We start from the raw sequence: 26335 nt of genomic DNA, 5'->3' as shown, positions 1-26335 counted from the left end.
TAAATATATCTTAAGTTATGTCGTCACTTCCATTTCATGAAACGCTCGATCTTAGTCTCTGTGGCAAGTTAGGCCGAGTCCATAGAATTTGCCGTCAAGCCGTAACCCAAGCTGTGGAGCCACTCGGTTTTACCCAGCCTCGCTGGACCGCCATGATGCATATTCATCATTTGGGTGAAGGTTGCACACAACACCAATTGGCGTGCAGTTTAGATATCGAAATGCCGAGCCTGACTCGCACGATGAAACAGTTAGAAGAAAATAACGTGATAGAGCGCCGCATTGATAAGCAAGACAAACGCTGTCGTAAAATCTACTTTACCGAACACGGGCAAGCCCAGTTAGCGCAGCTAAAGATGCGGATCAGTGAAGTGAAGGCACTTTTATATCATGGGCTTAGCGATGACGAGCTCAATGCTATTGCACATGCTTTGGTCAAACTTGAGCACAATGCTCAGCAATGTTGTGACAATATTTCTGAAAGTGGGGGTACCAGTGAGTAAACTTAGTCCAGATCAGCAATTTTCCCGCTACGTAAAGGTTTCAATCGCCCTTTTTGCACTCTGCTTTAGCTATTTTATCTTTGCTGATCTCTATATACCAATGACGCCTCAGGCACGTGTGTATCATCAAGTAACCAAAGTGACGCCTAAAGTCAGTGGTGAAGTGCTTGCAGTAAATGTCAGCAATAACCAAAGAGTTCAGCAAGGCCAACTAATACTTACTATCGATGAAGCGCCGTATCGTTTAGCATTAGCTAAGGCTGAGCTCGCTTTGGCAGAGGTTAATCAGCAGAACAAACAATTAGACGCACAGGTAGTTGCCCAGCAAGCACAAATAGAGGCTGCTGTAGCCAAGTATGATGAGCAACAGCGACTTTATAAACGCAGCCAATCTTTGCTGTCACAACACGCAATTTCAACGCAGGAATCAGATCAAATTCAAGCAAATTTTGCGACGGCTAAGTCACAGCTTAGTGCACTGAGAGCTAATCTACATGCGCTTGAAGTAAAACGTGGTGCAACCGACGAACAGAATATTGCACTAATGCAAGCACGAAATGCCGTAGAGCAGGCTAAATTGCAACTCAGCTATACCGAAGTCCGCGCGCCCCATGATGGCATCATTAGTAACTTACAGATCACCACGGGAACCTATGCTCGAACGGGTGTGAGTCTAACCAGTTTGGTTTCGGACAATGTTGACTTAGCTGCGGATTTCAGAGAAAAATCGCTTTACCACGTCAAACTCGGCGAACAAGCGCTAGTGAGCTTTGATGCGTTACCGGGCAAAGTCTATCCCGCCGTGATCCATGAATTTTCTGCTGGCGTCAGTGATGGACAGCTCAATGCCGACGGCCAATTGGCTGCCGTTGAGACCTCCAACCGCTGGGTGCGAGATGCGCAACGTCAACGCGTTCATTTAGCATTTGATGAGCCATTACCTTTACTAGCAAGTGGTGCCAGAGCGACTGTTCAAGTTCTGCCTGAAAGCTCTCTGCTTGCAACCCTTGCACAAGCGCAAATCAAATTCGTCAGTCTACTTCACTACGTTTATTGATATGAAAGTTGCACTAAACGCCAATGACCTAAGACAGATGCTGCGTATTGCAACTGGGAGTACGCTAGGCTTTGCACTAAGCAAACTGCTCAACTGGCCGTACGGTATCTTTTTTACCGTATATCCCATGCTGCTACTTGGGTTAGTACCAATGTTAAACGCACACATAGTGCGCCAGTTTATCTTAAGTGGGTTGGTCTGTGCCTTTTCGGTATTGGTGCTACAAGGGCTATTTGGCTTCCACCCTGCGTTAATGTCCTTACTCACCTTTGCCTTATTTGCCTTTTTGTTTTTGCAAATGAGCAAAGGCGTTAACTTCTTATTTGGTGCAATGAGTGTGGTGGGACTATCAATCCAACTTCATTTTGCCAGTTATGCTTCAACCAGTGGTGGCTTATATTCACTCATAGCCAGTAACTCTCTGGCTATTATCATTAGTATCGCAACCGCATATGTAATGCATTGGTTATTTCCGGATGTTACTGTGCGTCAATTACCGCCGCGGCCAGCGAAAGACGCGGCAAGTATTCGCCATGAAGTCTTACTGTGCGCCACCGTAGCCACACTCTCATTTATGATATTCCAAATCCTAGATTTACAAGATTCCGTTTCCGCCCAAGCGGCATCAATATTAATCCTCTTTCCACTGAGTTGGAAAGCGGCGGGCACAGCGGGCTGGCAACGTGCAGTTGGCACGCTGATAGGTTGTAACTTGGCGTTAGCAGCGCAAATCCTACTGCAAACCTATAGCCAAATTTTACTTTTTCCAATTTTGATTTTATGGATCTTAGTCTTCATTTTTAGTCGCTACCACTTGTTAAGTGGTGGTGCTCCTGGGATTGGCTTTGGTATTATTACCACTTTTGGGATCTTGTTTGGTCAATCTCTCGCACCAAATCAAGATTTAATCTACAGCGCACTGTATCGCTTCAGTTCAGTGAGCGTTGCAATTACGGTAAGTCTCTGTGCAATCTACCTTATTCATCGCCTACTTAACCACTTTAGTGCAACGCGCCACCATACCTACGCCTGAATAAAAGGAATCCACTTGAAGCTTGGAAAACGCTTACAGACTTTGCATGATGTTGTTACTGAAGACTATCAACATATTTGGGACTGCTGCTGCGATCATGGCCAGCTTGGTGCACAATTTTTAGATTCGAGCCAAGCGCACATACACTTTGTTGATGTAGTCCCAGCGCTTATCGCGAAAGTAAAATTGGATCTCGCGCGCTTCTTTCCAGAAGCTGAAACGCGCTATAGCCTTTACACCCAAGACGTTGCGAAGCTCCCTCTTGCACAATACTCAGGCAGGCAGTTAGTGATCATCGCAGGTGTTGGCGGCGACTTAACCGCAGAACTGATGACAAGTCTTTGCTGCAATTTGCGTGACGAGGTCGATTTCTTGCTTTGCCCAGTTCATCATCATTATACCTTGAGGCAAACCTTGCAATCTTTGCCACTTAAGCTGACCTATGAATCACTGGTTGAAGAAAATCGACGTATTTACGAAGTGCTCTATCTCACTTCAGGTAAGACTGGCACTGCCATAACCCCATTGGGCGAAGCGATTTGGCAACAAGGCACGCTGTCCAAACGCTATTTAGAGAAAACGCTGGATCATTATGCACGAGTTGCCAAAGGCAAACCCGAAGCGCAAGCCATTTTATCGGCTTATCAACACCTTACACTATAAAACACAGCGCACTCAGCCAAACTAGCTGAGTGCCATAACTTAATCGCTGATAGAGCCCACTATTACGTTTTTGCTTGTAAGCATTGGCAAGCTGATAGCTAAAACCGATACAAACAAGTACACAAACGGTAGAAAACCAAGCAAATAGCGAGTTTAACGGGCTTACAAACCAAACCAATAAAGGTGCAATGAGTAAGCTTAATAGCATTACCATGCCCGCGAAAGAATGAATGTTACACGCTCGACTTGGCGAAGTTGTGTATGGATCGGGATCCATAGGAAAGAAACCAGCAACAGCGGTTGCTAGACCATGACAAACAATCAAACCGCCAATAACACCTAACGCCCAGCTCCCTTCGGGTACCAAGATGATATAAAAACCAAAACAACAAAATAAAAAGGCTAAGGGGTAATTATTAACTGCAGGAGACAATCGCTCTGTTGGGCTGCCACTGGCGCCTAACTCACTACAAAATTGATTTTTGTGACTATAATTTGGGTAACGCTTGGCAACGCCATACACCCCTACCAGCATCCATATACTTGCTAGTATGCCAAAATAACTCACCAACTCTTGCAACATTACGCCTATCCTTAATGCGCTAAATTTATGTCTACACACTTTATACTAATTTAGGAACATACGAAACCAAGCAGCTGCATTCAATTTAGTGTATTTTCCAGCGCTCCAAAATAGCGTGTTGTTGACCACTTTGACTTAATTCCGCTAGTGCGTGCTGCAAGCGGTTCGCAAGCTCATTGGGAAACTCTGCATTCACCGCCAGAGCCAACTCACTTGGGAAATGCTTAAGAAGTAACTTATGCTCAATTGCTTTTGGGTCCAGCTTAAGGGCGTTTAGCTCTTTCTCGAGTGTTAGTGTGTTGGTTAGTACAAAATCAATCCGGCCCTTAAACAATAAATTCCAAAGACTTTGGTAGTTTGACACTAATACCAACTCATAGCCTTCAGAAAAGCCAGCTTGTTTGAGAAAAGTTTCACTATAATAACCGCGTATGGTTCCGGTACGATAGCGCTTTGCAGCGTCAAGATCGTTTATTGGCGTTTGAGATTGTTTCAGGCCAATAAGTGATGCGGACGTATGGCACATAGTACCCAAAAAGCGGAAATAGACTTCTCGAGTTGGTGTTTTTAGCCAAGATAACAGCACCACATTAGGTTTAGTTTCTAATTCGTGTAACACACGTGCCATCGGCATTATTTCAATTTTAGCAGTAACATTTGCTTTACCTGCTACCGCTTGAGCAAGCTCAACCAGGCCACCATCCACTTCTCCTTGGCCATTAATAAAATGATAGGGAGGCAAATCTTCCGCAACAAAATGCACCGTTTCTTGCGGCGAAGCAATTATTTTGGTTGATGCAAGTAGCGCTATAAGGAATAAAATTTTCCGGATCATTTTATCTCAATAAATTAAATAATCATTCGGTCAGTGTGCCCGTATTTGCATTGCAATTCAATCCGCAGCAATGGCTATATTACTTCGGAAAGTATTTCATTTGATAGTCCAGTACATCATGTAGTAATGGTTTTACCTCGCCATGGGCACAGTTAGCTACTTATGACCTGCGTTTACCGCTGCCAGACCTTGCCAATCTTCTAAATCTTGTTCTGGCTTTTCAGCACGAAATTGTTGATACAATACGATACCTTGCTCATCTTCTAAAATATCGACTTGTACACCCTTACTTTCAAGTAGCGGCTCATTACCTGAAGCATTCGTGATATCCCCCACCACGACTCGCTGAAAACCACGCATGTAGAGTAATGTTGCGCATACGTCACAAGGACTTAGGCTGGTATACAAAGTGGTTTTACTAAAATCAATCCGTCCCGCATCTCGAATTGCCGAGGTTTCACCATGGTTATATGGGTGACTCTCTTGTACTAACGTATTATGTCCTTTACCTACAATTTGATTGGTCTCGTTATCAACAATAACCGCACCAATTGGGCAACCGCCCTCTTCATAACCCTTTTTTGCCAGCAAAACAGCAATGCGCATAAAGTCTTTATCGCAAAGCTTACGCGTAAAGTTGCTATCGAGTAATACGCCAAGACTCTTGGTTGGCATATGTGCAATAGCATTGAGCGCTTCGCTATTTACTTGGGTTTCTGCGTTGAGTAATACAGTCATTTTTTTTATTCCTTGTTGCTTTTATCGGATCCGAGCCTAACGCTATAATTTGGCGCAATTATGAACTACCCAATCACATAACTTATCTAACCAAGGTTTTGCCGCATCTAGCGGCCAACCGCAATTGATCCGCAGATGATCTTGATACAACTCACGACTTGTAAATAAGCTGCCTTGGCGAATCTCAATCCCAAGTTCAGCGAGCCGTAAAGCGAGTGCATCACAGTCAATATTAGGCAGTTTCAGCCATAATGCCATTCCGCCCTGAGGGGAAGATATTTTACAGCCCTTTGGTAAACGCGATTTCAAATAGCTTTGGTAAGCGAAGCAGTGTGCCGCTAAGGTACGATTAAGCGTCCGTAAATGGCGCTGGTAATGTCCTGTCTCAATAAAGCGTGATACCGCCATTTGTAAACATTGGTTTGGCATGCCGTGAAATGCCTGCATGAGCGCGGCCACTTGGCTTTGATAACGCCCAGCTTCACACCATCCAACTTGCAAGCCCGGCGCTAGCGTCTTAGACACTGAGCTACACCAAATTACATATCCGGCTTTATCCCACGCTTTTATCGGTAAAGGCATTGTTTGATTATGGCTCAGCTCCCCAAAGACGTCGTCTTCGATAATCGCCACTTGATACCGCACAGCAAAATCCGCAAGCCACGCTTTTTGTTGCACAGATAGACTGTGTCCCGTTGGATTTTGATGGTTTGCCGTAAGCAAACACGCAGATACCCTTTGCGTTGTCACTACCTGTTCCAAGGCTTCTAGGTCGAGTCCTTCGGGCGTCGTTGGGATCTCAATCACCTTGAGCTGTAGCGTTGCAAGCAGTTGCAATAAACCTTGATAACAAGGTGATGGCACCACCACACAATCCCCCGCTTTTGTAACAGCCTGCAGTCCCGCCATCACGGCTTGTATACAACCGCCCGTCACCACGAGATTATCAGGATTCAGCGCCAACCCCTTTTGTTTAAAGTGCTTGGTTAGATTCTCTCTAAGCGACATCAGTCCCATCGCATTGGGATAATGAAAATGGTGATACTGAGGAGAGTCGAACGCTTGCTTTATAAACTTAGTCAGGCGATTTATGGGCATCAACTCGGGCGCTACTTGCACCGTCGATAACATCGTATTGAGCCCCATGACAGAGGGTCTTAGCGCACTTTTGGGAGATTTTACTTCACTCGTAAACGTGGCAAAGTCAATGTCACTATTTTTCGCTTTCGGTTTACAAATATAAAAACCAGACTTCTCTTGAGAAGCTAAAAAGCCATTATCCTGTAATTCCTCATAGGTTCTAATTGCAGTACTCATGCTCACGCCATGCTGCTTGGCAAAGATCCTAAGTGAAGTCATTTTTTCACCGCATTGACGCTCACCAGCATTTATCTCTGCAATCACCTGCTCACTTAATGTAATAAACTTCCTCGCCATCTGTATCCTTAATAACCAAGAATTCTGTATCTGTACTGCATTTTTATCGAAGTTACACTGTAATTCCAGTATTCGATCACAAATAGGATTGACACATGACGATGACACACAACCAATGGCAAGCATTACCCCAATTGCTCACTGAGTTTTCTAAACTTACCGAGGCATTTATACAGTCTAGCAATAGCCGTCCCGTCGCAGGTCGAGATATTGCTCCGCCCGACCTAACACTCACAGAATCAGGGATTGAATTTGAATCACTGATAGAGATTTTTAGTAAACAAGTAGTGCCAAACTTAAGTACCAGCATTGGGCCTAGGTATTGGGGATTTGTCACTGGCGGCGCAACACCTGTTGCCACCTTTGCCGATTGGCTAGTGTCAACCTATGACCAAAATGTCTCAAAGGGCGATGGCTCCATTGCGACCAGTATAGAGCGGCAGGCCATTCGCTGGCTAACCGAATTATTCGACCTACCTGCAAGCTTTGATGGTCTTTTTACTACAGGAGCGACAGCAGCAAATTACTTAGGTGCAGTCATAGCACGCCAGTTTGCAGGGCATCAACAAGGGATCAATGTGGCAGAAGATGGAGCCTTCGGTTTGGAAGTTGAGGTTTTTTGCGCGACGCCCCACGCGAGTATGATTAAGGCGCTTGGTCTTGCAGGCCTTGGTCGCAACCAAATCACGAGAGTCGCAACGCAAGTAGGCAATGAGGCTACGGATATTGCAGCGCTTGAGTCAGCGCTTGCAACAAGTAACGCCAAAGGAAAGGTTGTCATCGCCAGTGCCGCCACGGTTACCGGCACTAATTTTGACGATTTAATGCAGATCCGCCGTCTATGCGATAAACACCAAGCTTGGCTGCATGTTGATGCTGCATTTGGCATTTTCGACCGTTTGGTTTCTGGCTCAGAAGGTCGCACTAAGGGGCTAGAGTTCGCCGATAGTATTACCTTGGATGCACACAAGTGGCTCAATGTGCCATACGATTGTGGGATCTTTCTCACTCGTCATTTGCACTACTTGGTTGAAAGCTGCGACGTTCCAGCTCCTTACTTAGTCACATCAAAAGCCGACCCCGACTTTTTTTCGATGGGTGTAGAAAACTCTCGTCGATTTAGGGCACTGCCCGTTTGGATGTCATTACTTGCCTATGGTAAAGACGGGATCCGTCAATGGGTAGGCAAAAATATTGCTCAAACTAAACAACTTGCAGACTGGTTTGCTGATTCTCCAGACTATGAATTAGTCTACTACGGAGAGCTGAACGTGGTGCTTTTCAAGCCAAGTGGCAAAGACGACGCAGCCACAACCGCCCTTCTTCATGCCATTAATGCGGACGGCCGTATATTTGTCAGCCCAGGGAGTTGGCAAGGGCAGAAGGTGATCCGTGCTGCGCTCAGTAATTGGCAAACGGAGCAAGTCGATTTAGACATAGCAAAAAGCGCATTAACCGAATTAGCTAAGGCGCTTTAAGATTATAATATTTGAAGTTAGCTAACGCTGTGATTAGGAGTAATACTTTGCGCCAATTTGCGACTGTATTCCTCAAAATCGATATTGCTTTGCTCACCAAGTCCAGCCACCGCATGAGAAATAAACTGCGGTGGTACAAATAGATAAGTACGTTTTTTAAATTTCCAATGACGAACGATGTGCTTGGGCTGATGCTTGTCTTCATCTAACCCAGCCAACGAAAATAAGTCTTGCCAGTCACTCTCGGTATCGCCGGTCGACTGGGCAATACTTTGTGGTTCGATACTAAGCAAAATTGCCGACGTTTGTGGCACGCCCATCAACAGCTCACCAATAAAAAAGATGCTACCACTGCGGCAAAGCTGCTGCTGCGCTTCCGTCATCTCAGATTGCTCTGCCATCTTCGCCCTTTGATATTGCATACCATTAAACATGGACTTGGCAAAAGGCAGCTGCTTTTCAGAAAACTCTCGATTTAAGACATGCTGAAACAGCGCTTTGCCGAGCGCATTACCTACGCCATCGTGACTAAAAGTGCCTTCTTCCACATTGGTTTCAATGAAAAGCCCTGACTCTACCAAAATATTTTTCACAGCTTGGTAGTTAAATATTGAAAACGGCTTCCCCGTCACCGGATTTGTTGTCGACGTCACCGCTTTTGTCATTGCGGCAAAAAACACACTAATATCAACGAATGCACTTTTTAAGTCAGTGTCAAAGCTCTGAATGCTATCCGCCGTGGCACACAACATGATATTACCCGTTTCATTAAACACATAATGTTTAGTAATTGGGGTATACATTGGCTGTGACTGCGGTTTTGACGGTTTATCTTGCTTGCTAAACCAAGTTGAGAACATTGTTTACTCCCAACATTAACTGTCCTTTTTAGTCGTTTTACTGGCTGCAGTGGCTTGCGGCGGTACGGCTATGACACTTCGCATTGATTCAATTAGATTATTAAATTCAGGGTCTGACATCGCCTCATTGAGCGATGCCGCTTGCTTAACAAATGCAGGTGGTACAAATAAGTATACTGATTTGCACAGACTTAACTGCACATCTGTATGCCCGCCTTGTAAGCAAGGACCCGCTTGCCAAATGGCTTTTACATCATTGGCATCGGCTGAGATGATAATGGGCGCAATAGAAATTGCACCAAGTAAATATTCGCAGACAAAAATGATGGTGCCGACCTTTTTGTCTTGATTGTCAGAACTTGCACTGATACTTACCGAGGCTTGCCCCATACCAGCGATCATATCCATCAATGATTTACCTATGGAGGCTAAATTACCACTGAGCCCTAGTAAAGTCTGGATCAATTGGCTTGATAAAGTGATGCCACTTTGCTTACTTTCAAATTGAATATTGCTATCTGTCACTTTGACAAACAATCCTGAGCTTGACACTAATTTATTGAGTGCATCGTAGTCGTACAGACTTGTCCCAGCTTCTGCCATCGCTTTTGTGAGTGCGGCAAAAAATACGCTGACTTCACCAAACGCATTTTCAGCTTCTTGCGGCAATACGCTTCCACCTGCGGTACTGTTTAGTGTACTTGCGATAAATAAGTTGCCGGTGGCATTCACTACAAATTGTTTAGTCGCTGGCACTTCATTGCTGTTTGTCGTCGTTAAATTAGCGGCCCTGGTTTGTGCATTGCTCACTACAGTGCCTGGTTGAGGTGTTGGCATACTCGTTCCTTAGATCTTGATCTAGCAGATATTCTTCTTATGTCGATTTAGTGTAGTCGCATTTTAAATTACTTAAAATTTACTTTTATGATTTTTTATAACCCAACCCATGTCATAAAAACAGCACTAAAATAAACTGGTGGGCGTACCCTGATGATGTAACAACTGCCACTTACCATTTTGCTCAACCCATAAAGATGACCGATAGGCATGCTCTGAAAGCGTGCCATCAGTCTTCCTCCATGCAGAGCGATAAGTAAGAAGCAAAGCGTCACTATTCATATAAGCACAGTGAAACTGCTCTGCTACCACCTCCCCATCTGGCCATTCTTCTTCATTCATTAAGCATAGGATCTGGCTCAAGTTATATTGGCTTCCAGAGCGTCCAACCTCAATAAATTGAGGGTGAAGGAATTCCCGACACAACGCCATATTATGCCTATTTTCTTTGCGATGAAGCGCACACTCCTTCGCGATGACTTGCTCAATAATTGACGTTGAACACATCAGAGCAGGCTAAGGCTGTTTATCAAATACGATGACGCCCTCTGGGATAGTATACCAGTCTTGCTTTTCACTAACCCATGCATGGGCCGTCGGTTGAATAAGGCGAGTATCGTCCAAATTACTTGGTTTGAGTTTAATTGAATTCGGCTCTGCTGGATTAAAGTGGTAAATGCGATTGCCGCAAGTCGGGCAAAACTTAGCTCCGCTAACGTTACCGCTGTCAGCTGGGCGCCGCCATTCCTTCATCAGACCCGAAAATTCAATATCGTCTTTATCAACAATGGCAGTAATGCTAAATGCGCTGGTTGACAGTTTTTGGCAAGCCTTACAGTGACAGGCGACCACCATTTTAGGTGCTGCTTTTAACGTGTAGCTTACTTCACCACATTGGCACGAGCCATTAATTGGAAATGTCATAAAATATCCTTGCTTAAGTTCGATCTAACCTCATTGGAATAAATCTAATACCGTTTTTCTGTGCTTCTTGCCCTGTCGCCTGAAAACCTAGTGCAGTATAAAAAGATGCTGCATTGAGCGATGAACACAATGAGACTTGAGCTGCGGTTGTACTCGCTAGCACAGTATCTAATAGTCGCCGACCAATCCCTTTACCTTGGGCTGACTTGGCAACAAATAAATGGGTGAGATAGTTACCATCTCTTAATAAAGCAAATCCAATCAGCTCACCGTTTAACAACGCCTTGGCACCGACAAAATTGGCGTTGCGCATCACCTGAGTCACTTCAGGTAATATTTCGTTTAAATAAGTATCTTTTCCAAGCTGCGAAAAATGGGGTAAGACGTCAGCCTCTGAAACTTCGCGCATTAACCTTTCAATGGCATTTGCATCCTCGCCCTGAATAGCATTGATGGTAATCTTCACTTATGACCTTTTGATTTATTGCGTGCTTACATTTCTGGCAAACGTTATCCCAAAAAAGAAATGCATTGCAGCTAGGCTAAATATTAACTTACTTAAACTGGCATCGAAAAACCAAATACCAATAGCAAATACGGGATGCATAGCAACCATTACCCACCAGCACACTCGGCCAATTTTGTAGAGTGGGTAGCCATGCTTGTTTTGAAAATTTAATAATCCAAATGCCCAAGGCAACAAAGTCCAGACGAGTGACATACAAAGCAATAGCGTTACAACAACCTTGATTAATACTTCCCCGAGCATCTATAACCCCTCAAGTGAGGTACGCAAAACCTCTTGAGGTTTAATATTGAGTTCATCACGTCCAAACGCAAAACTATCTCGCTTATAGCGGGGGAAAATATGCAGGTGATAGTGGCTCAATTCGTTAAAGTGCCCGTTGTTTTGCACCAACGTAATCCCATCTGGGGAAAATTTACGCTCAATTCGCACATAAAGGTCACGCGCAACGCCGTGGATTTCAGCCAGTATGGATTCTGGGACCTGAAGAAGCGTTTCATAAGGGGATTTGGGGCAAATTAAGATATGGCCAAAATTTATGGGGTCATGATCGGCAAACGCAATCACCTGCTCTGATTCATATACGATAACCGCTTCTATATTCCGAGCAACTATCTGTTCTACAATCGTCATCAGCTACCTCTCCTTAACCTGATTACATAGAGTAATGTACCTGAGCAACCCTCTTCCTGCCAGTGATATATTCTATTTTTTCCTTTCTTAAGTGAATAATTTTCAAGCCTAAATTCACTCACAACCCATTTAAACCAGTTACATTATTCAATGAATAACCCTACAAGGAATACAACATGTTAAAAACGTTAGTTACGGTGGCTTTATTAGCTTCTGGAAGCGTAGCCAGTGCCGCAAATCACGCAGCGACCCATCATGCGATTCATTATGAAGGACACGTCAGTAAAAACTATGCCGATGGCAGTGTGAGTTTTAATTGGCCGGGTAGCCAGCTGCATACTAAGTTCACTGGCCGTGCCTTTCATATCGAGTTGATGGGCTACGGCGATCAATTCGATGTACTGATCGATGGCAAATTCACAAAAAAGCTAAAGACCAACGCCAATGGAGTCGCTGAGACCTTCACACTATTTGAGAGCGCAAAGGCAGAAACCGTCACAATTGAACTCGTTAAACGCTGGGAGCACTACGAACACAATACCCAGATCCTAAGTGTTGATGTGGACGGAAAATTAGACTCAATCCAGCAGCCACTGCCCCATATCTTATTTATTGGCGATTCAATTAGCGCAGGCTTTGGCAGTGAGTCCACCCAAAGACAGTGTGAATGGAGTGAAATTCTTGATTTAAGTAACGCCCGTAAAGCATTTCCATATATGAGCGCGCAGCAGTTGGGTGCCAGTTTCACCCAAGTTTCATACTCAGGTTTAGGCCTAATTCGAAATTGGGGCGGCAATCAGCCACATCATACGCTGCGTAGTTACTATGACAAAATGTCAGCAGTATTTACCGACAATACTGACTTTGAAGATAAGTTTCCACAGCTTATCGTCATTGAAGTAGGCACCAATGACTTTAGTACCGATCCAACCCCTGCCGAGCCTTGGCAAACTATTGATGAAGTCAAAACGCAGTGGGTAGAAACAATGGTCGTTTTCACCAAGCAGCTGCGTGCAAGATATCCTGCGGTTCCCATTATTTATATGCCGCGTCCGGCATATCCATATAACTTTATTATTCCAGCAACTCGAGATGCAATTGCAAGGCTTAATCAGCAAGATATCAGTAAGCTATACAGCCATACATTCGACTCACCATTAGAAGGCTGTGTGTGGCATCCAACCGCTTCGGAACATCAAGACATTGCTGAGAAACTCGTTACCTTTATCAAGCAGCAAACACTTCTCTAAGTAAATTTTCGGCGTTATTCAGTGAGATTAAGCTCGATGTACTGAATAACACGCAAACCATTTACAAACTTTCACATTGTTTTTTATACAAAAATTCACAACAAAAAAATCAATTCACCCACTTTAAAAACAAATTAATGAGAACGATTTTTATTTGTAAAAATAATATTCGTTGAGACTTATACTTTTATCAATATGCAAAGCCGTTACTTTGAACGACCTACATTAATTTTACTTTTCACAACAAAAATCACCAAGGATAACCTTTTGGCAATAACTCCCCTCTTTTCAAGCACACAAAAACATGATTAAGATCGTTACGTTATAACATTTTTAAAAATAATCATTTGTATCGAATAAATGATGGTTCTTTTCACATTCGTTTTTGCAGTTGGAATAACAAAATGACAAGGTCACTCCTGACAGTTAGCGTGCTTAGTAGCTTATATTCTTCACTTAGTGTTGCCGAACAATCCATTGAAACAATCGATGTGCATGGCACTCGCGCGCCTCTTTACAGCACGAGAGACGTGAACGCTTCGGCATTGGGGATGAAAGATCCGCAGCTTCTTCCTATTTCCATTCAATCATTTTCTGAAGAACTGATCAGCAATCAAAGAGTAAAAACGCTAGGCGAAGTCCTTGCCAACGATGCTTCTGTTCAAAATACCTCAATTGGTACGGTTTTCGACTTTGTGAGTCTGCGTGGCTTTCAACTCGATTGGACTAACGGTCTAAGACGCGACGGTTTAGCGCTTGCCCCCTACCAAGATGTACCGCTAGAGAATATTCAGCGCATTGATATCGTTAAAGGCCCGTCAAGTCTCGTATCAGGCTTTAACAACCCCGGCGGTACCATCAACTATGTGACAAAGCGCCCTACCATGGACGCCTTTTTGGATGTCACAACAGAAGTACGTAGCCGTGGAGGAAAGTATTTACACATCGACCTCGGTGGGCCAATTTCCGAAGAGCAAACGCTCGGCTATCGTATTAATGCCGCAGCAGAGAAAAACGGTGACTTTACCGGTGGTGATGACTTAGAGCGCTATTTCTTTAGTGCAGCACTGGATTGGCAAGTCTCAGACCGCCTATTTATCCGATTAGACGGCGATTACCAAGATAAAAGCACTGTATCACAGCCTTTGATAGGACTTGCCAGCGACCCCAATGACCCTGACCGTAAAATCTTACCGCCCTATGTCGACACCAGTGATGTATTGCTCGGACAACCTTGGGCAAAGTATGAAACTGAGTCATATAACCTTGCCGCACGTGCTGATTTTTGGTTGAACGACAACTGGCAATGGGTAAACCAAGCTGCACTTTCTGGTAATGATAGGTTTACCGTTTTTCCTGATATCTACTCAGTTGATACACAAGGTAATGTGCTGTCTTCCGCTATCCACATTACTCCAGACGAAACGTATGACACACTCTCCGCACATAGTTTTATCAGCGGTCAGCTTACCACCGCAGCAATTGAACATGAGCTAGTTATCGGCGTCAGTATTCGTGACTATGAGTCTAAGGATGGGCGTTGGTTTGAGTTAACCAACCCCGTTGCCAATATTTTCAATCCAATTCATAGCAGTAAACCGCAGTTCCCTGATTATCCAGAACCAACCAAAACTGAAGCCTCTGAAAGCGCATTATTTATCACAGATACCTTGCACTTTAACGATGTATTTTATGCCACCTTAGGGCTGCGTCATATTCAATACAAAAAAGAGCAAACTCTACCTGGCCAAACTAAAACCACGCTAGACGACCGAACTTTTAATACTCCCATCATAGGTCTTAACTACAACCCAAGCGATCAGCTCGCGTTTTATGCCAGTTACTCAGAAGGTGCGGGGGAAGGCGGCGTTGCAGTCATCGGCAGCGGTGCAATAAACGAGGGCGAATCACTCGGCCCACAAGAAAGCGAACAAATTGAAGCTGGCATAAAATACCAAACGGACACCATGAACTACTCGATAGCCGTCTTCGAAATAGAAAAGATGTTGGAGTACCACAATCACATTACTAACTATTTCGTGCAAGACGGTGTCCAGTCACATAAAGGTATTGAGCTCAATGCTAGTGGTTCCTTGGCTCACGGCCTTGCAACCGTAGCATCTATCACCTTGATGGACCCCAGCTTAGATAAGCTTGACGGCGAGCCCGCACTTAATGGCAACACGCCAGCCAATGTGCCTGAATTTCAAGCTAATCTCTATGTCGACTATCAGCTGCCATTTTGGGAGGCGTTAAGCATCAATGCGGGTATTTTCCATGTTGGTGAGCGCGAACAAAACGTCAATAACACGCTAAAGCTACCAGCCTACACGCGCTTCGACTTGGGCGCTAAATACCACTTTACTGACATTAACACCACGCTACGACTCAAGGCCGAAAACCTGTTCGACAAAGAATATTGGCTATCTGGCGGTGCCAAAGGCATAGATTGGGGAGTCGCTCCCGGTCGTGGCCGCACCTTTATCGCCTCATTAAGCGTGAGCTTTTAAGGATAATTTATGACTACACCTGTTATTCAAATCAATAACCTGCAAAAGCGCTTTGGTGAATACCAAGCGTTACAGGGATTAAACTTGAGCGTACATCAAGGTGAAATTCTAGCGCTGCTAGGCCCAAATGGTGCAGGTAAAACCACCACGATTAATTGCTTACTGGGCTTTTTACAACCGGATGCCGGAGAAATCACCATCGCAGGAATTAATCCACAGCATGACGTAGTAACGGCAAGGCAGCAACTGGCTTATATTCCTGAACAAGTCGCGCTCTATCCGCGACTTAGCGGACTTGAGAATCTCGCGTATTTCAGCAAAATGGCCAGCATAGAAAAGACCGACGAGGCCTTTCGCACACTGCTCAGTGAAGTAAAACTGCCAAGTCACGCTGTAGACAAACCCGTTGCAACCTATTCAAAAGGGATGCGACAAAAAGTGGGCATAGCTATTGCCCTTGCTAAGCAAGCCAAGGCATTGATCTTAGATGAGCCCACATCAGGTCTTGATCCTTCAGCCAGCCATGAATTTAGCCAGCTCATTCAGTCACTAGCAAAGCAAGGCGTCGCGATTTTAATGGCGACCCACGACTTATACCGTGCTCAAGAAGATGCCCATCGCGTGGCAATTATCAATCAAGGGCAATTAGTCGATACCTTAGTCTATGAACAACTGCAAGAAGTCCAACTTGAATCCGTTTACCTCAAACATATCAAGGTGGGTGTCTGATGTTTCAAACGACATTAAAAAAGGAATGGCTCGATACCAAGCGGCAGGGACAAGCGCTTTGGCTTGGAGGCATTGCAGTATTGCTGCTCTTGCTTGCCTGCTTGACCGGTTTTAAAAGCCACCAAAGCTATCAACAAGCCGTCACGGAAGTGTCTCAATCAGAGCAATTACGCTGGTTAAATCAAGGCGAAAAAGGCCCTCACTCCGCCGCCCACTACGGTATTTACGTGGTCAAACCCACTACCCCACTGGCCGCACTCGACGGGGGATTACAAGCATACCAAGGGAATGTGTTGAGGCTTGAGGCTCATATTCGCAACGATAGCATGTTTCGAAGTGCGCAAGATAACTTGCCGATGTCACGTTTTGGTAGCTTATCACCCGCCTTTGTGCTGCAAGTCTTGCTGCCGCTGTTGATTATATTAATTGGCTACCCACTACTTGCCAGAGAGCGTGAGCAAGGCACCTTAAAACAACTGCTCGCATCGGGCGCAAGCCCAGCTAAGTTGTTTATTGCCAAATGTGCGCTGCTTTTTGCTATTTCTTGCTTATTTTTGTTACCTGTTACGCTTTTTTTACTTTATAGCCAAGTAACAAGCACAGAACCTCATACACTCAGAAATGGGTTATTTTTACTATTTTATTTGGTTTACCTATTGCTTTGGTCGTTACTCACCACCACGCTTTCAAGTTTACTGCCAACGGCTAGGCGCGCATTGATCTCGCTATTAACCATTTGGGCCTTTACAACGCTTTTACTGCCAAAACTGGCGATGAATATCGCGACCACCATTCATCCTCAAGGTTCAGGTCAAGCGTTTCAAGCTAAGCTTGAAAGTGAGGTTTATACCGAAGCACGAGTTGAAGCAATCGCAAAGTTCAAACAGCAAACATTGACTCAATATGGTGTTAGCAATGTGGAAGACTTGCCCTTTGACTATGCTGGAGCACAACTCCAATTTGGTGAACAATACGCTGATAAAATCTTTGACCGCTTATTTTCAGCGCGTTTAGCTCAACTAGAAGCGCAATCACAAAGCTATCAACTTGCAGGGATGTTAACGCCGTTTATCGCGATACAAACGCTGTCAATGGCCACCGCCGCCAGTGACTTTGCCCACCAACAAACATTTGAGAATGCGGCAGAGCAGCACCGCCGTATGATGCAAGAAGTGCTTAACTTTAATCAAAGAGATCACGGTCACAAGGCGGGCGGCCATTACACTGCAGGCGAGGAATTATGGCAACAGATCCCAAAGTTCGCATTCCAATACCCCAATTTTATTCGTTACCTGCCTCACTACGTTATCAGCCTGTTTAGCCTGAGCTTTTGGCTAATGGCTCTGGTGTTATTGAGTTTCTTCGCGATTAAAAAGCTGCGCTTGGAGGAGCAAAGATGAAACGTTTAATGTTAGCTACTGAGTTTAAAAACCTCTGGCGAGAAAAACTCGTGCTCGCGCTGTTCTTGACCACCAGCGTGCTTGCACTAGTGGCATTTTTTAACGCCCATTACTTTGCTAAAAAACAGCATGACGTGGTGCTTGCCGCGCAGCAAATGCAGCAACAAGCCATCCAAGATGCCAAAGCTGGATTACCCGAAAGACTCGCCAGTACAGCAGACTATAAGTGGTGGGAAGACCCGTACGACCTGCGCGGACAGGCTTTTTACTTGATGCAAAATTACGCCACCAAAGCCCCGCTTGCAACGTCGCCAATAGCAACAGGGCAAGCCGACGTATTACCTTACTATTTTAAGATGCTAATCAAAGAGAAACAGCACATCGTTCATCAATATGACTATGTTCACCCGCTTTCTCTGCTGTTAGGCCAGTTCGATTTAAGTTTTGTGATTGTCTACTTATTGCCATTGCTCATTATAGGCATTTGCTTTAATGCGTTAGCGAGTGAACGCCAAGGTGGACAGCTAAGACTACTGATCCTTCAAGGAGGCAGTGCAACCCGCCTTCTGACCTATCAATTATTGCTGCGAAGCGCGTTAATTGTGCTGCCATTTTTAAGTATTAGTAGCCTGCTTTTAATAACAATACGAGAGCAGCTAGGGGTGATTGAACTGCTGAGTTATAACCTTATCGCACTATGTTATTCTGGATTTTGGATTGCCTTAACCGCTTGGGTAAATAGCAGAGCTAAAAGTGCGGCAAATAACGCAGCTACCTTGGTCACCTGTTGGCTTGCCTTGGTGATTGTGGTTCCAGCTTTGGTCAATACCAGCATCGCATTACTCGACCCAACCCCTTCACGAATTCACTATATAGATAGCCTGCGTGCCGCCAGCGACGATGCCCAAAAAGCGAGTGAAAAGACCTTAGCTCAGTATTTTCAAGATCATCCAGAGCTTGCAAAAAATGGCAGTGGTGCCAGCGATTACGCCACCAAAAAAATTGCTACGATTAATTCTGTAGAACGCGCAATGGCAGCCCAAGATGTACGATTTTTAACGGCGCAACAAGCACAGCAACATAACGCGCAAAAGCTACAATATCTCTCCCCCGCACTCATCGTACAAACACTGTTGGTTGATTTAGCGGGCAATGGTCTAGCACGTCATCACGCCTTTATGGAAGAAGTTGAAGCTCATCATCAAGCACTACAAGGTTTCTTTGCCAGCAAAATTGCCAAAGCCAATCAAAGAGGCGATTTTGCACCTTGTGAGGGTTGTAGCGCAAAGCCAACGCTCACGGATCTTGCGGATATTCCTCAATTTAGCAATGACTTTGCCACACCTGTGAACAACTACACGCCATTAATCTGGTTGCTGCTACTAGCCGTTGGCCTGCTCCTTATAGCAAAACGCCACGTCAACAAGTTAGACAGTGCAAATAACAAAGAGGTGTTAGTCGTATGAGTGACGCCTTCACTGCAAAATTGCATCCGCAAACACAAATCCTGCTAACGGAGCACCAAGCCAAGTTATTTGAATGGGCAGCGGCATTGGGAGCACCGCTACATTTAGTGTTTCCTCAGCGTTTTGCGGAAAATATCGAAACCCTGCAAGCCAGCTTTATAACGCTCGGGCTTGAGCATGAGATTTATTTTGCCAAAAAAGCCAACAAAGCCCAATGCTTTACTCAAGTCGCGTCTAATCACGATATAGGGATAGACGTGGCTAGTGTGCAAGAGTTTGAACTTGCCCTAAGCGGTGGTATTCAAGGTGTAAAAATTGGTGTATCTGGTCCGCATAAATCAGATGCCTTGCTTAGCTTAGCACTTGTACATCAAGCGCTTATCGCCATTGACTCAAGTGCTGAGTTAAGCTCGGTCATTACACTGGCCCGCCAGCGAAAGCGCCCTGCGCGGGTGCTACTGCGCTTACAAACACAACCAACTACAGCCTCACGCTTTGGCAGTCCACTGTGCCAGCTTACGCCATTGTTGGCCCAGTGCCGAGAATACGAGGAGTGGGTAAGCTTAGAAGGATTTAGCTGCCACTTAAGCGGGTACTGCCCACAAGCACGTGGCGAGAGCATCCATACTTTAATCGATGCGATAGATGAGGCTAGGCAAATAGGACTGTCGCCATCAAAAGTGAATATTGGCGGCGGCCTGCCTGTCTCCTATCTACAAAATGAGCAGTGGCAACAAGCCTTGGACTTTGAATGCTTTTTTGCAGGTAAAACCTTTGCAGGGTTTTATCCCTACCATAATGAGCAAAGCCCTGCGGACACCTTACACGCTATTTTGGCAGTGAAGAACGCACATGGGCAAACCGCATTAGCGGCATTACGCCAAAGGAGCCTAACACTGATGCTCGAGCCTGGCCGGGCACTGCTCGATGAGGCTGGCATTAGCTTGTTTAAAGTGCAAGGGACAAAGCCATACCTAGGCACATCTGACTGCCATATCGCTACACTTTCGGGCTCAAGCTTATCGCTGTCAGAACAGTGGTTTGAAAGCGAATACTTGCCGAGCCCGCTGTTACTCACTGCACATTCAAACCGCAAGCAAGGAGCGTATCGCGTGGCCTTTGGCGGAGCAACCTGCCTAGATAGCGACATGCTAAGCTGGCGGTTTATTCCCTTGTCGCAACTACCACAACGCGATGACCTAATGATTTACCTCAACACCGCAGGATATCAAATGGATTCAAATGAATCCGAGTTTCACTCTATGCCATTGCCACGAAAAATCGCCGTAACGTGGGAGAACAATACACTTTCTTGGCAGCTACTTAGCTAAAAGTTACCCAACAACACAACGTAAAGGAGCCTATTTATGAACATAAATGCGCAGCATTCGCTCGCCTCGACATTACACCTAACCCCTTATTTAAGGGTATCGCAAAGCATTGGTAATACCCCGCTAATGCAGTTTTTAAGTCTACCAAACGGTGGCAAACTGTATCTTAAGCTTGAGCAGTTTAACCCCACCGGTAGCGCTAAGATCCGAATGGCGAAGTCTATGTTAGATGAAGCAGAAGCCAGCGGACAACTGAAGCCGGGGGGCTGGGTCGTTGAGTCAACCTCCGGCAATACCGGCGTTGGTCTTGCGCTGCTTGCAGCTGAGCGTGGCTATCGCTTTACCGCTCTTGTGGATAACCATGCGGCAAAAGAGAAAATCAGCAATATGAAAGCTTTTGGCGCGGAAGTGATCTGTGTTAGCGAAGCCGGAGACGACAGCTTATCGACTGATATTCGCGATGCGATGGCCGCAAAGCTGGCACAAGAACAAGGCGCATTTTGGACCGCCCAGCACAATAATTTTGCCAATAGTCGCGGTTATACAGGACTTGCGCAAGAGGTCTTTTATGAACTTGGTGAACACATTACCCACCTTGTCGGTGCGGTTGGCACAGGTGGGTCGCTATGCGGCACAACAAGGGCTCTGCGGGATTTAGGTTGTCATCAACTTACAACGATTGGGGTTGAACCTGTGGGTTCTGTGATCTTCGGTGGACCTGGACTGAATTATCATCAGTCAGGAACGGGGACGCCGGAAGGCGCTGAGATAGGTCCCGTTATTGAGTATGAACTTATCGACAAAGGCGTGAAGGTAACTGACAAACAAGCGTTTAATACCGCCAGATACCTTGCCAAGCACTACGCCCTAATGGTCGGCGGCTCGGCAGGTGGGGTGATATACGAAGCGCTACAGGCGTTAAAAACCGCCCCCGCCGATAGCTTATTCGTGGTGCTCGTTTGTGACGGTGGCGAGAAATATCTCGATACCGTATTCAATGATGATTGGATGGCAAAACATGACCTTATCGACATTAACATCGAGCAGGAGCTCGAGGACCTATTAACGCAATATAAACCTGCCGCGAGAGCCTAATCATGACCCAACAAACTGTTCTGCCGATACTAAATGAAGCCCGATTGGCGCAACTTGATTTTCCCTATAGTAAAGTCATTGAGGTGGTGGAAAATGCCTTTCGCTCACTGCATCACCCCGACTCTGCCAACCCGCTAAAAGTGATTATGACACCACAAGATGGCCGCTCCATTGCCTATAGTATGGCAGGCCGAGATGCTGCAAGTAATACCGTAGGGTTTAAGGTGGTCTACGAATACGATCCTGACAGAAGCCGTAACCAATATCAGTTTTACTCTTTTATCTTCCTTTGCGATGATGCCACAGGCCACCCTGTGGCCCTCATGGATGTAAAAGAACTAGGCCCTATGCGCACATCAGCCACCTCCGCCTTGTTTGCAAAGTATGCCGTTCATTCAGATGCCAAAAATGCGTTGGTTGTAGGCACAGGTGTTCAAGGGCAAATCGCTTTACCTATGCTCGTCACGGCATTACCACAACTCACACATCTAACCGTCCACGGCAGCTATCAAACAGGTTTGGAAGCGGTTCAGCTAAAACTAAAGGAGCATCACCCACAGCGACAAGTTGCGGTATCACAAGACTTAGAAGCTTCAGTAAGACAAGCCGATGTGATCCTTGCCGTTACTGGGTTGTCCGCCAAAGAGAACATTAAATATGAATGGTTAAAACCCGGCGCTGTGGTGATTTTAGTTGGCTATGGAATCGAAAAACCAGTGCTACACCGAGCTGATAGATTGCTCACAACGGATGCAGAGCAAATGAAGGTTACCGGAGATGATTTATTAGACGAGGAAGGCAAACTACCCGCCGTTAACGCGACATTGACTGAAATACTAAACGGTGAGAAGCCAGCACGAACCCACCCTGATGAAATTATTTTTGTCTATAACAGCGGTATGATCATTACTGACGTGGCACTCGGGCGAGCGGTTGCAGACTTTGCCATCACACAAGAAAACGTGGAGGAAGTAACGCTATGGTAGCTTCAGCGCGCGCCGATATTTTTAAAGTAAGCCAACTCGCAGGGCCGCTTATTCTAACCAATCTGCTCTACGTGGCAATTGCAACAATAGATCTCATCATGCTCGGGATGTTGAGCCCGTTAGAACTGGCTGCAGGCGGCCTTGCCATTGGTATTTTTAATCAATTTAGAACCATGGGAACGGGCGTAGTCACGGCAACGGGTAATTTGGTGTCTGATGCAATCGGCAAGGCTAAACTCGCTCAAATCACTCCTCTTTTTAACGCCAGCATGCTTATCGGAACATTTTTGGGTCTGCTATTCGCCGCCGCGATGTTTGCCATAGAGCCATTTTTAAGATTTATCGGTACCTCCGAGGCGATTGCCAATTTGACGACACAATATTTAACCGTTGTCGCTTTGGGCCTATTACCTTGTTTTTGGTTTCAAAGCGTACGGCATTTTAGTGTTGGATTGAAAAGGCCAGGGCCATTGATGTTGATAACCGGCGTATCTGTTGTCCTCACTATCGTGCTCAACTATGGCCTAATTTTTGGTCAGTTTGGTCTACCACAACTCGGTTTTGTGGGGGTTGCGGCCGCCACGTGCATCGTGCTGTATTTATCGTTTTTGCTGTTTATACTATTTGCCAAGCGCGATGACGTACTCAGCCCCTACCTCACTATAAAGTTTTGGCAAACCGACCGTGAAGCACTTAGCAAAACATGGAAAATGGGCATGCCAATTGGCGCAACTTACGGCCTTGAAGCTGGGTTTTTCACCGTGCTGGCGCTATTTGTGGCAACACTCGGCGTTAATGCCTTAGCCGCCCACAACGTGGTAAGCCAAATGGTGTACATCGTATTTATGGTATCTGCCGGCATTTCATCTGCTTGTTCTATTTACATCAGTGAAGCCAACGCAGCGGGAGACTTTCATCATGCTAAACGCATCGGAAATTTGGGCATTATTTGCGGTGCCGTGGTCATGTCTGTTTTCGCCTTAATCTATTTATTCATACCCGAATTTGTACTGCTGCCATTTTTAAGTGCAGAAGAATTACAAAACTCCGACGTCGTTGTTATCGCCATAGAACTACTCTTTATTGCCGCCTTTTTGCAGTTTTTTGACGCGTGGCAAAATATTGGGCTCGGTATCTTGCGTGGACTTGGCGATGTGAAAAGCACGCTAATGCTGTCTTTAATTGGTTATTGGTGCATTGGTCTTCCCGGTGCGTGGTTATTTCAAGAGTTTTTCTCTTTGGGGATTTTGGGTGTGTGGTACGCCTTAATGTTAGGGCTTGCGGTCACAGCGCTATCTGAGATTTGGCTTTTTAATCATAGGGCTAACCGTTTGCTTGAGCCCACATTACTCAAGGAGCAAAACGCATGACAACGACAATGCCAAACCCAGCCCGCAAAGAAGTTATTGCACTGCCGCCCTATGGTGCAGGGCAAACCCTTGAGCAAGCAACAGCGCGCAATCTTCACCCCAATATGATAAACCTCTCGGTGAATGAGAACCCTTTAGGGCCGAGTCCGGCAGCGCTTAATGCTTTTAAAACACAGCTGCATACCGCTAGCTGCTATCCAGACAGCCAATGCACAGAGCTCAGTGAGTGCCTGTCCGCTAAACTTAACGTTGCCAAAGCGCAAATTGTATTCGGCAACGGCTCTGAGGATGTACTCTCAATGCTCTGCAAAGCCTTTCTCAGTCAAGGCGATAAAGTGTTAGTGGCCAAGCCTACTTTTGCGCTTCATGGTATTTACGCCAATATGATGGGGGCAAAGGTACTAGAGGTGCCGATGCAAAGCGATTTGTCCTATCGAATTGATGATTGGCTCGATGCTATCGCATGCCACCCAGACTTAAAAATGCTTATGCTTGCCAACCCATCCAACCCTGTAGGTTGTACGTTTGATGCTAATAATTTGCAGCGCCTCATTGATGCCTGTCCGCTCAATACGATTATCGTCATTGATGAAGCATACTGCGAATATGCACAAGGCCATAAACAGTTTACTGACGGCTTAGCGCTACTTCAAACACAGCCCCGCCCCTACGCGGTATTACGGACTTTTTCCAAAGCCTATGGTCTTGCAGGGCTTAGAGTGGGCTACGGCGTAATGGCAAATGCACAATTGGCGGATTATCTGCACCGCGTACGTACACCTTACAATGTAAATCGACTAGCACAACTTGCAGCGATCGCGGTACTACAAGACCCCTCATATTTGGCAGACACGGTCACGCAAACGAATCGCGAAAGGGAAAAACTCAGCGCCTCCCTCACCGAGCTGGGTTATTTTGTCGCGCCAAGTCTAGCCAACTTTTTATTTATTGATGTCAAGCAGCCGTCTGCGCATGTCGCATATTTGCTGCTGCAACAAGGAATAATGATAAAACCTTGGCTAGAATCAGGTTTTGATCATTTTGTGAGAGTAAGCATCGGGCTGCCAGAGCAAAACCTTAGGGTGCTTGAAGCTTTTAAACAGTTGTAAGTATCGCCCTCTACGAGGGCTTTTAAGCACAAGCTGCCTGCTGATTTAAATGGTAAAGTACTTGGCTGTCGGCCTTATGCGTAAATAAGGTCGACTTTTCTGGAAAGTACTTGCCTGCTTTAGCAGCAGCAAAGATGTCTTCAATTTGGGGAGCACGACAGATGGTAGTTACAACATGAGCGTCATCACTCAGCTCAACTTTATTTTTAGACCACAGCTCCTCAAACGCTGGCAGTGACTGCAGTGCTCTACGCAACTGGGTCTGAATAAGATAAGAATCGCTTGTCGCGCGTCGTAGGACAAAATATAGAGCAGCTTTCCCCAACCAAATAGTATAATCGGCCTCAGTCTCCGAGGATTCACAGATATCAAAATTGCTTAGGTGCTGTTTGAATTTGGTAACATCTACAGCTTGTGTGTAAGATGCCTGCACCGCGAAACTCGTTATCACCGCATCTTGCTGTGGAACTAACCATGCCATCATCCGAGATTGAGGCGCATGACGTTGGCTTGCTGCAAACATCCTGTGATGTCCATCTGCAATTAGCCATTGCTGATGCATTGTGATCTGCTGCCTGAATTCTTGTAGCACGTAAGGGCTTTCAACAGCATAGAGGCGATGAGTACACTCACCGCAATCACTGTACCACTGCGCAGTTTCAACACATTCCGCTTGCCATCGCACCTCATCCAAGTCAAGTTTTCCGACCAAAAGACAAGGGGGTAACAGCAACTTCTCGCTCTGAACACGCTTTTTCAGCGCCATAGCATGAGAAACCGAAACCGACTCGTGAGGCAGAATTGCTTGCTCAGGTAACGCTGAAACGTCGAGCTCGGCCAAAATGCCGGTAACCAAAATATCACCTTGCTCCACTTGGTAAAGATGAAGTGGTCCATCCGTTATTGTGATCATAAAATAAACCTTGCACCAATTTAGATACAATATAACATACCAATTACTGAGTAACATCAAGTTTACATG

27 protein-coding genes are annotated in these 26335 nt (G+C 45.5%); 15 read left to right on the top strand and 12 right to left on the bottom strand.

What is annotated here, in order from left to right:
• Nucleotides 1-17 precede the first annotated feature (17 nt).
• The 4 genes from EXT47_RS05940 to EXT47_RS05925 are packed head-to-tail and all read left to right on the top strand — an operon-like array spanning nucleotide 18 to nucleotide 3256.
• Nucleotides 18-503, top strand: a complete 486-nt coding sequence (locus EXT47_RS05940; RefSeq protein WP_130126103.1) for a MarR family transcriptional regulator — start codon at nucleotides 18-20, stop codon at nucleotides 501-503.
• Entirely contained in the window at nucleotides 496-1560 is a 1065-nt protein-coding gene (locus tag EXT47_RS05935; RefSeq protein ID WP_130126102.1) for an HlyD family secretion protein, read from the top strand. The genes EXT47_RS05940 and EXT47_RS05935 overlap by 8 nt, the downstream gene beginning before the upstream one ends.
• Before the next feature lies 1 nt (nucleotide 1561).
• On the top strand, nucleotides 1562-2593 hold the full coding sequence (locus EXT47_RS05930) for a DUF2955 domain-containing protein (protein ID WP_039497279.1): 1032 nt from the start codon (nucleotides 1562-1564) through the stop codon (nucleotides 2591-2593).
• A 15-nt stretch (nucleotides 2594-2608) separates the two neighbouring features.
• The gene (locus EXT47_RS05925) at nucleotides 2609-3256 is read left to right on the top strand and encodes a tRNA (adenine(22)-N(1))-methyltransferase TrmK (protein ID WP_130126101.1); all 648 of its coding nucleotides are present in this window, start codon (nucleotides 2609-2611) and stop codon (nucleotides 3254-3256) included.
• On the opposite strand, the gene EXT47_RS05920 is transcribed toward EXT47_RS05925, so the two are convergent.
• The 4 genes from EXT47_RS05920 to EXT47_RS05905 all read right to left on the bottom strand — a co-directional run bounded on the left by EXT47_RS05920 (nucleotide 3246) and on the right by EXT47_RS05905 (nucleotide 6849).
• The gene (locus EXT47_RS05920) at nucleotides 3246-3839 is read right to left on the bottom strand and encodes a DUF998 domain-containing protein (RefSeq protein ID WP_130126100.1); all 594 of its coding nucleotides are present in this window, start codon (nucleotides 3837-3839) and stop codon (nucleotides 3246-3248) included. The genes EXT47_RS05925 and EXT47_RS05920 overlap by 11 nt on opposite strands.
• A gap of 85 nt (nucleotides 3840-3924) precedes the next feature.
• The gene (locus tag EXT47_RS05915; RefSeq protein WP_240701594.1) at nucleotides 3925-4674 is read right to left on the bottom strand and encodes an ABC transporter substrate-binding protein; all 750 of its coding nucleotides are present in this window, start codon (nucleotides 4672-4674) and stop codon (nucleotides 3925-3927) included.
• 156 nt (nucleotides 4675-4830) lie between these two features.
• Nucleotides 4831-5412 (bottom strand): nucleoside deaminase, encoded by a 582-nt coding sequence (locus EXT47_RS05910; RefSeq protein WP_039497274.1) that lies wholly within the window; start codon nucleotides 5410-5412, stop codon nucleotides 4831-4833.
• Between the two features lie 42 nt (nucleotides 5413-5454).
• Nucleotides 5455-6849 carry a PLP-dependent aminotransferase family protein gene (locus tag EXT47_RS05905; protein WP_130126099.1) on the bottom strand — a complete coding sequence of 465 codons (1395 nt, stop codon included), beginning with the start codon at nucleotides 6847-6849 and terminating at the stop codon, nucleotides 5455-5457.
• Between the two features lie 95 nt (nucleotides 6850-6944).
• Between EXT47_RS05905 and EXT47_RS05900 the strand changes: the two genes are divergently transcribed.
• Nucleotides 6945-8327, top strand: coding sequence for a pyridoxal-dependent decarboxylase (locus EXT47_RS05900; protein ID WP_045989784.1), 1383 nt, complete (start codon nucleotides 6945-6947; stop codon nucleotides 8325-8327).
• A gap of 17 nt (nucleotides 8328-8344) precedes the next feature.
• Here the strand turns inward: EXT47_RS05900 and EXT47_RS05895 are convergent, their stop codons facing one another.
• From EXT47_RS05895 to EXT47_RS05865, 7 genes are all read right to left on the bottom strand, one after another.
• Nucleotides 8345-9187 carry a hypothetical protein gene (locus EXT47_RS05895; protein WP_130126098.1) on the bottom strand — a complete coding sequence of 281 codons (843 nt, stop codon included), beginning with the start codon at nucleotides 9185-9187 and terminating at the stop codon, nucleotides 8345-8347.
• Between the two features lie 15 nt (nucleotides 9188-9202).
• Complete coding sequence (locus tag EXT47_RS05890; RefSeq protein ID WP_130126097.1) at nucleotides 9203-10024, bottom strand: hypothetical protein; 822 nt, start codon at nucleotides 10022-10024, stop codon at nucleotides 9203-9205.
• A 126-nt stretch (nucleotides 10025-10150) separates the two neighbouring features.
• Entirely contained in the window at nucleotides 10151-10531 is a 381-nt protein-coding gene (locus EXT47_RS05885; protein WP_039497264.1) for a DUF4440 domain-containing protein, read from the bottom strand.
• A 9-nt stretch (nucleotides 10532-10540) separates the two neighbouring features.
• Nucleotides 10541-10948 carry a GFA family protein gene (locus EXT47_RS05880; protein ID WP_130126096.1) on the bottom strand — a complete coding sequence of 136 codons (408 nt, stop codon included), beginning with the start codon at nucleotides 10946-10948 and terminating at the stop codon, nucleotides 10541-10543.
• A gap of 13 nt (nucleotides 10949-10961) precedes the next feature.
• Complete coding sequence (locus EXT47_RS05875; RefSeq protein WP_130126095.1) at nucleotides 10962-11414, bottom strand: GNAT family N-acetyltransferase; 453 nt, start codon at nucleotides 11412-11414, stop codon at nucleotides 10962-10964.
• 15 nt (nucleotides 11415-11429) lie between these two features.
• The gene (locus EXT47_RS05870) at nucleotides 11430-11717 is read right to left on the bottom strand and encodes a hypothetical protein (protein WP_130126094.1); all 288 of its coding nucleotides are present in this window, start codon (nucleotides 11715-11717) and stop codon (nucleotides 11430-11432) included.
• A complete protein-coding gene (locus EXT47_RS05865; RefSeq protein WP_130126093.1) occupies nucleotides 11718-12107 on the bottom strand; it encodes an HIT family protein in 390 nt (129 codons plus the stop codon).
• A 176-nt stretch (nucleotides 12108-12283) separates the two neighbouring features.
• Between EXT47_RS05865 and EXT47_RS05860 the strand changes: the two genes are divergently transcribed.
• The 10 genes from EXT47_RS05860 (at nucleotide 12284) to hisC (ending at nucleotide 25353) form a co-directional block, all read left to right on the top strand.
• Nucleotides 12284-13357, top strand: a complete 1074-nt coding sequence (locus tag EXT47_RS05860) for an SGNH/GDSL hydrolase family protein (RefSeq protein WP_130126092.1) — start codon at nucleotides 12284-12286, stop codon at nucleotides 13355-13357.
• Nucleotides 13358-13761: 404 nt separating this feature from the next.
• Nucleotides 13762-15867, top strand: a complete 2106-nt coding sequence (locus EXT47_RS05855; RefSeq protein WP_130126091.1) for a TonB-dependent siderophore receptor — start codon at nucleotides 13762-13764, stop codon at nucleotides 15865-15867.
• 9 nt (nucleotides 15868-15876) lie between these two features.
• Nucleotides 15877-16596 (top strand): ABC transporter ATP-binding protein, encoded by a 720-nt coding sequence (locus EXT47_RS05850; protein ID WP_039497249.1) that lies wholly within the window; start codon nucleotides 15877-15879, stop codon nucleotides 16594-16596.
• Nucleotides 16596-17996 carry a DUF3526 domain-containing protein gene (locus EXT47_RS05845; protein ID WP_130126090.1) on the top strand — a complete coding sequence of 467 codons (1401 nt, stop codon included), beginning with the start codon at nucleotides 16596-16598 and terminating at the stop codon, nucleotides 17994-17996. The genes EXT47_RS05850 and EXT47_RS05845 overlap by 1 nt, the downstream gene beginning before the upstream one ends.
• Nucleotides 17993-19462 carry a DUF3526 domain-containing protein gene (locus EXT47_RS05840; RefSeq protein WP_130126089.1) on the top strand — a complete coding sequence of 490 codons (1470 nt, stop codon included), beginning with the start codon at nucleotides 17993-17995 and terminating at the stop codon, nucleotides 19460-19462. Before EXT47_RS05845 ends, EXT47_RS05840 begins: the two co-directional genes overlap by 4 nt.
• Nucleotides 19459-20793, top strand: a complete 1335-nt coding sequence (locus EXT47_RS05835; RefSeq protein ID WP_130126088.1) for an alanine racemase — start codon at nucleotides 19459-19461, stop codon at nucleotides 20791-20793. Before EXT47_RS05840 ends, EXT47_RS05835 begins: the two co-directional genes overlap by 4 nt.
• Nucleotides 20794-20829: 36 nt before the next feature.
• Entirely contained in the window at nucleotides 20830-21888 is a 1059-nt protein-coding gene (locus EXT47_RS05830) for a cysteine synthase family protein (protein ID WP_130126087.1), read from the top strand.
• Between the two features lie 2 nt (nucleotides 21889-21890).
• Nucleotides 21891-22874, top strand: a complete 984-nt coding sequence (locus tag EXT47_RS05825; protein WP_130126086.1) for an ornithine cyclodeaminase — start codon at nucleotides 21891-21893, stop codon at nucleotides 22872-22874.
• Nucleotides 22868-24244, top strand: a complete 1377-nt coding sequence (locus tag EXT47_RS05820; protein ID WP_130126085.1) for an MATE family efflux transporter — start codon at nucleotides 22868-22870, stop codon at nucleotides 24242-24244. The genes EXT47_RS05825 and EXT47_RS05820 overlap by 7 nt, the downstream gene beginning before the upstream one ends.
• The gene (gene hisC / locus EXT47_RS05815; RefSeq protein WP_130126084.1) at nucleotides 24241-25353 is read left to right on the top strand and encodes a histidinol-phosphate transaminase; all 1113 of its coding nucleotides are present in this window, start codon (nucleotides 24241-24243) and stop codon (nucleotides 25351-25353) included. Before EXT47_RS05820 ends, hisC begins: the two co-directional genes overlap by 4 nt.
• 22 nt (nucleotides 25354-25375) lie before the next feature.
• On the opposite strand, the gene EXT47_RS05810 is transcribed toward hisC, so the two are convergent.
• The gene (locus EXT47_RS05810) at nucleotides 25376-26266 is read right to left on the bottom strand and encodes a DUF1015 family protein (protein ID WP_130126083.1); all 891 of its coding nucleotides are present in this window, start codon (nucleotides 26264-26266) and stop codon (nucleotides 25376-25378) included.
• Nucleotides 26267-26335: the final 69 nt, after the last annotated feature.

Source organism: Pseudoalteromonas sp. CO342X (assembly GCF_004208915.1).
GTDB lineage: Bacteria > Pseudomonadota > Gammaproteobacteria > Enterobacterales > Alteromonadaceae > Pseudoalteromonas > Pseudoalteromonas maricaloris.
Note: the sequence above shows the minus strand (reverse complement) of the source record. Positions and strands in the feature narration are given on the sequence as shown.

Excerpts from the sequence above, each read along its gene's own strand:
- EXT47_RS05860 (WP_130126092.1), top strand. The coding sequence starts at position 12,284 with ATGTTAAAAACGTTAGTTACGGTGGCTTTATTAGCTTCTGGAAGCGTA.
- EXT47_RS05840 (WP_130126089.1), top strand. The coding sequence starts at position 17,993 with ATGAAACGTTTAATGTTAGCTACTGAGTTTAAAAACCTCTGGCGAGAA.
- EXT47_RS05920 (WP_130126100.1), bottom strand. The coding sequence starts at position 3,839 with ATGTTGCAAGAGTTGGTGAGTTATTTTGGCATACTAGCAAGTATATGG.
- EXT47_RS05830 (WP_130126087.1), top strand. The coding sequence starts at position 20,830 with ATGAACATAAATGCGCAGCATTCGCTCGCCTCGACATTACACCTAACC.
- EXT47_RS05905 (WP_130126099.1), bottom strand. The coding sequence starts at position 6,849 with ATGGCGAGGAAGTTTATTACATTAAGTGAGCAGGTGATTGCAGAGATA.
- EXT47_RS05865 (WP_130126093.1), bottom strand. The coding sequence starts at position 12,107 with ATGACGATTGTAGAACAGATAGTTGCTCGGAATATAGAAGCGGTTATC.
- EXT47_RS05810 (WP_130126083.1), bottom strand. The coding sequence starts at position 26,266 with ATGATCACAATAACGGATGGACCACTTCATCTTTACCAAGTGGAGCAA.
- EXT47_RS05820 (WP_130126085.1), top strand. The coding sequence starts at position 22,868 with ATGGTAGCTTCAGCGCGCGCCGATATTTTTAAAGTAAGCCAACTCGCA.
- EXT47_RS05940 (WP_130126103.1), top strand. The coding sequence starts at position 18 with ATGTCGTCACTTCCATTTCATGAAACGCTCGATCTTAGTCTCTGTGGC.
- EXT47_RS05845 (WP_130126090.1), top strand. The coding sequence starts at position 16,596 with ATGTTTCAAACGACATTAAAAAAGGAATGGCTCGATACCAAGCGGCAG.
- EXT47_RS05915 (WP_240701594.1), bottom strand. The coding sequence starts at position 4,674 with ATGATCCGGAAAATTTTATTCCTTATAGCGCTACTTGCATCAACCAAA.
- EXT47_RS05870 (WP_130126094.1), bottom strand. The coding sequence starts at position 11,717 with ATGCTCGGGGAAGTATTAATCAAGGTTGTTGTAACGCTATTGCTTTGT.
- EXT47_RS05880 (WP_130126096.1), bottom strand. The coding sequence starts at position 10,948 with ATGACATTTCCAATTAATGGCTCGTGCCAATGTGGTGAAGTAAGCTAC.
- EXT47_RS05835 (WP_130126088.1), top strand. The coding sequence starts at position 19,459 with ATGAGTGACGCCTTCACTGCAAAATTGCATCCGCAAACACAAATCCTG.
- EXT47_RS05890 (WP_130126097.1), bottom strand. The coding sequence starts at position 10,024 with ATGCCAACACCTCAACCAGGCACTGTAGTGAGCAATGCACAAACCAGG.
- EXT47_RS05825 (WP_130126086.1), top strand. The coding sequence starts at position 21,891 with ATGACCCAACAAACTGTTCTGCCGATACTAAATGAAGCCCGATTGGCG.
- EXT47_RS05850 (WP_039497249.1), top strand. The coding sequence starts at position 15,877 with ATGACTACACCTGTTATTCAAATCAATAACCTGCAAAAGCGCTTTGGT.
- EXT47_RS05885 (WP_039497264.1), bottom strand. The coding sequence starts at position 10,531 with ATGTGTTCAACGTCAATTATTGAGCAAGTCATCGCGAAGGAGTGTGCG.
- hisC (WP_130126084.1), top strand. The coding sequence starts at position 24,241 with ATGACAACGACAATGCCAAACCCAGCCCGCAAAGAAGTTATTGCACTG.
- EXT47_RS05930 (WP_039497279.1), top strand. The coding sequence starts at position 1,562 with ATGAAAGTTGCACTAAACGCCAATGACCTAAGACAGATGCTGCGTATT.
- EXT47_RS05910 (WP_039497274.1), bottom strand. The coding sequence starts at position 5,412 with ATGACTGTATTACTCAACGCAGAAACCCAAGTAAATAGCGAAGCGCTC.
- EXT47_RS05900 (WP_045989784.1), top strand. The coding sequence starts at position 6,945 with ATGACGATGACACACAACCAATGGCAAGCATTACCCCAATTGCTCACT.
- EXT47_RS05855 (WP_130126091.1), top strand. The coding sequence starts at position 13,762 with ATGACAAGGTCACTCCTGACAGTTAGCGTGCTTAGTAGCTTATATTCT.
- EXT47_RS05895 (WP_130126098.1), bottom strand. The coding sequence starts at position 9,187 with ATGTTCTCAACTTGGTTTAGCAAGCAAGATAAACCGTCAAAACCGCAG.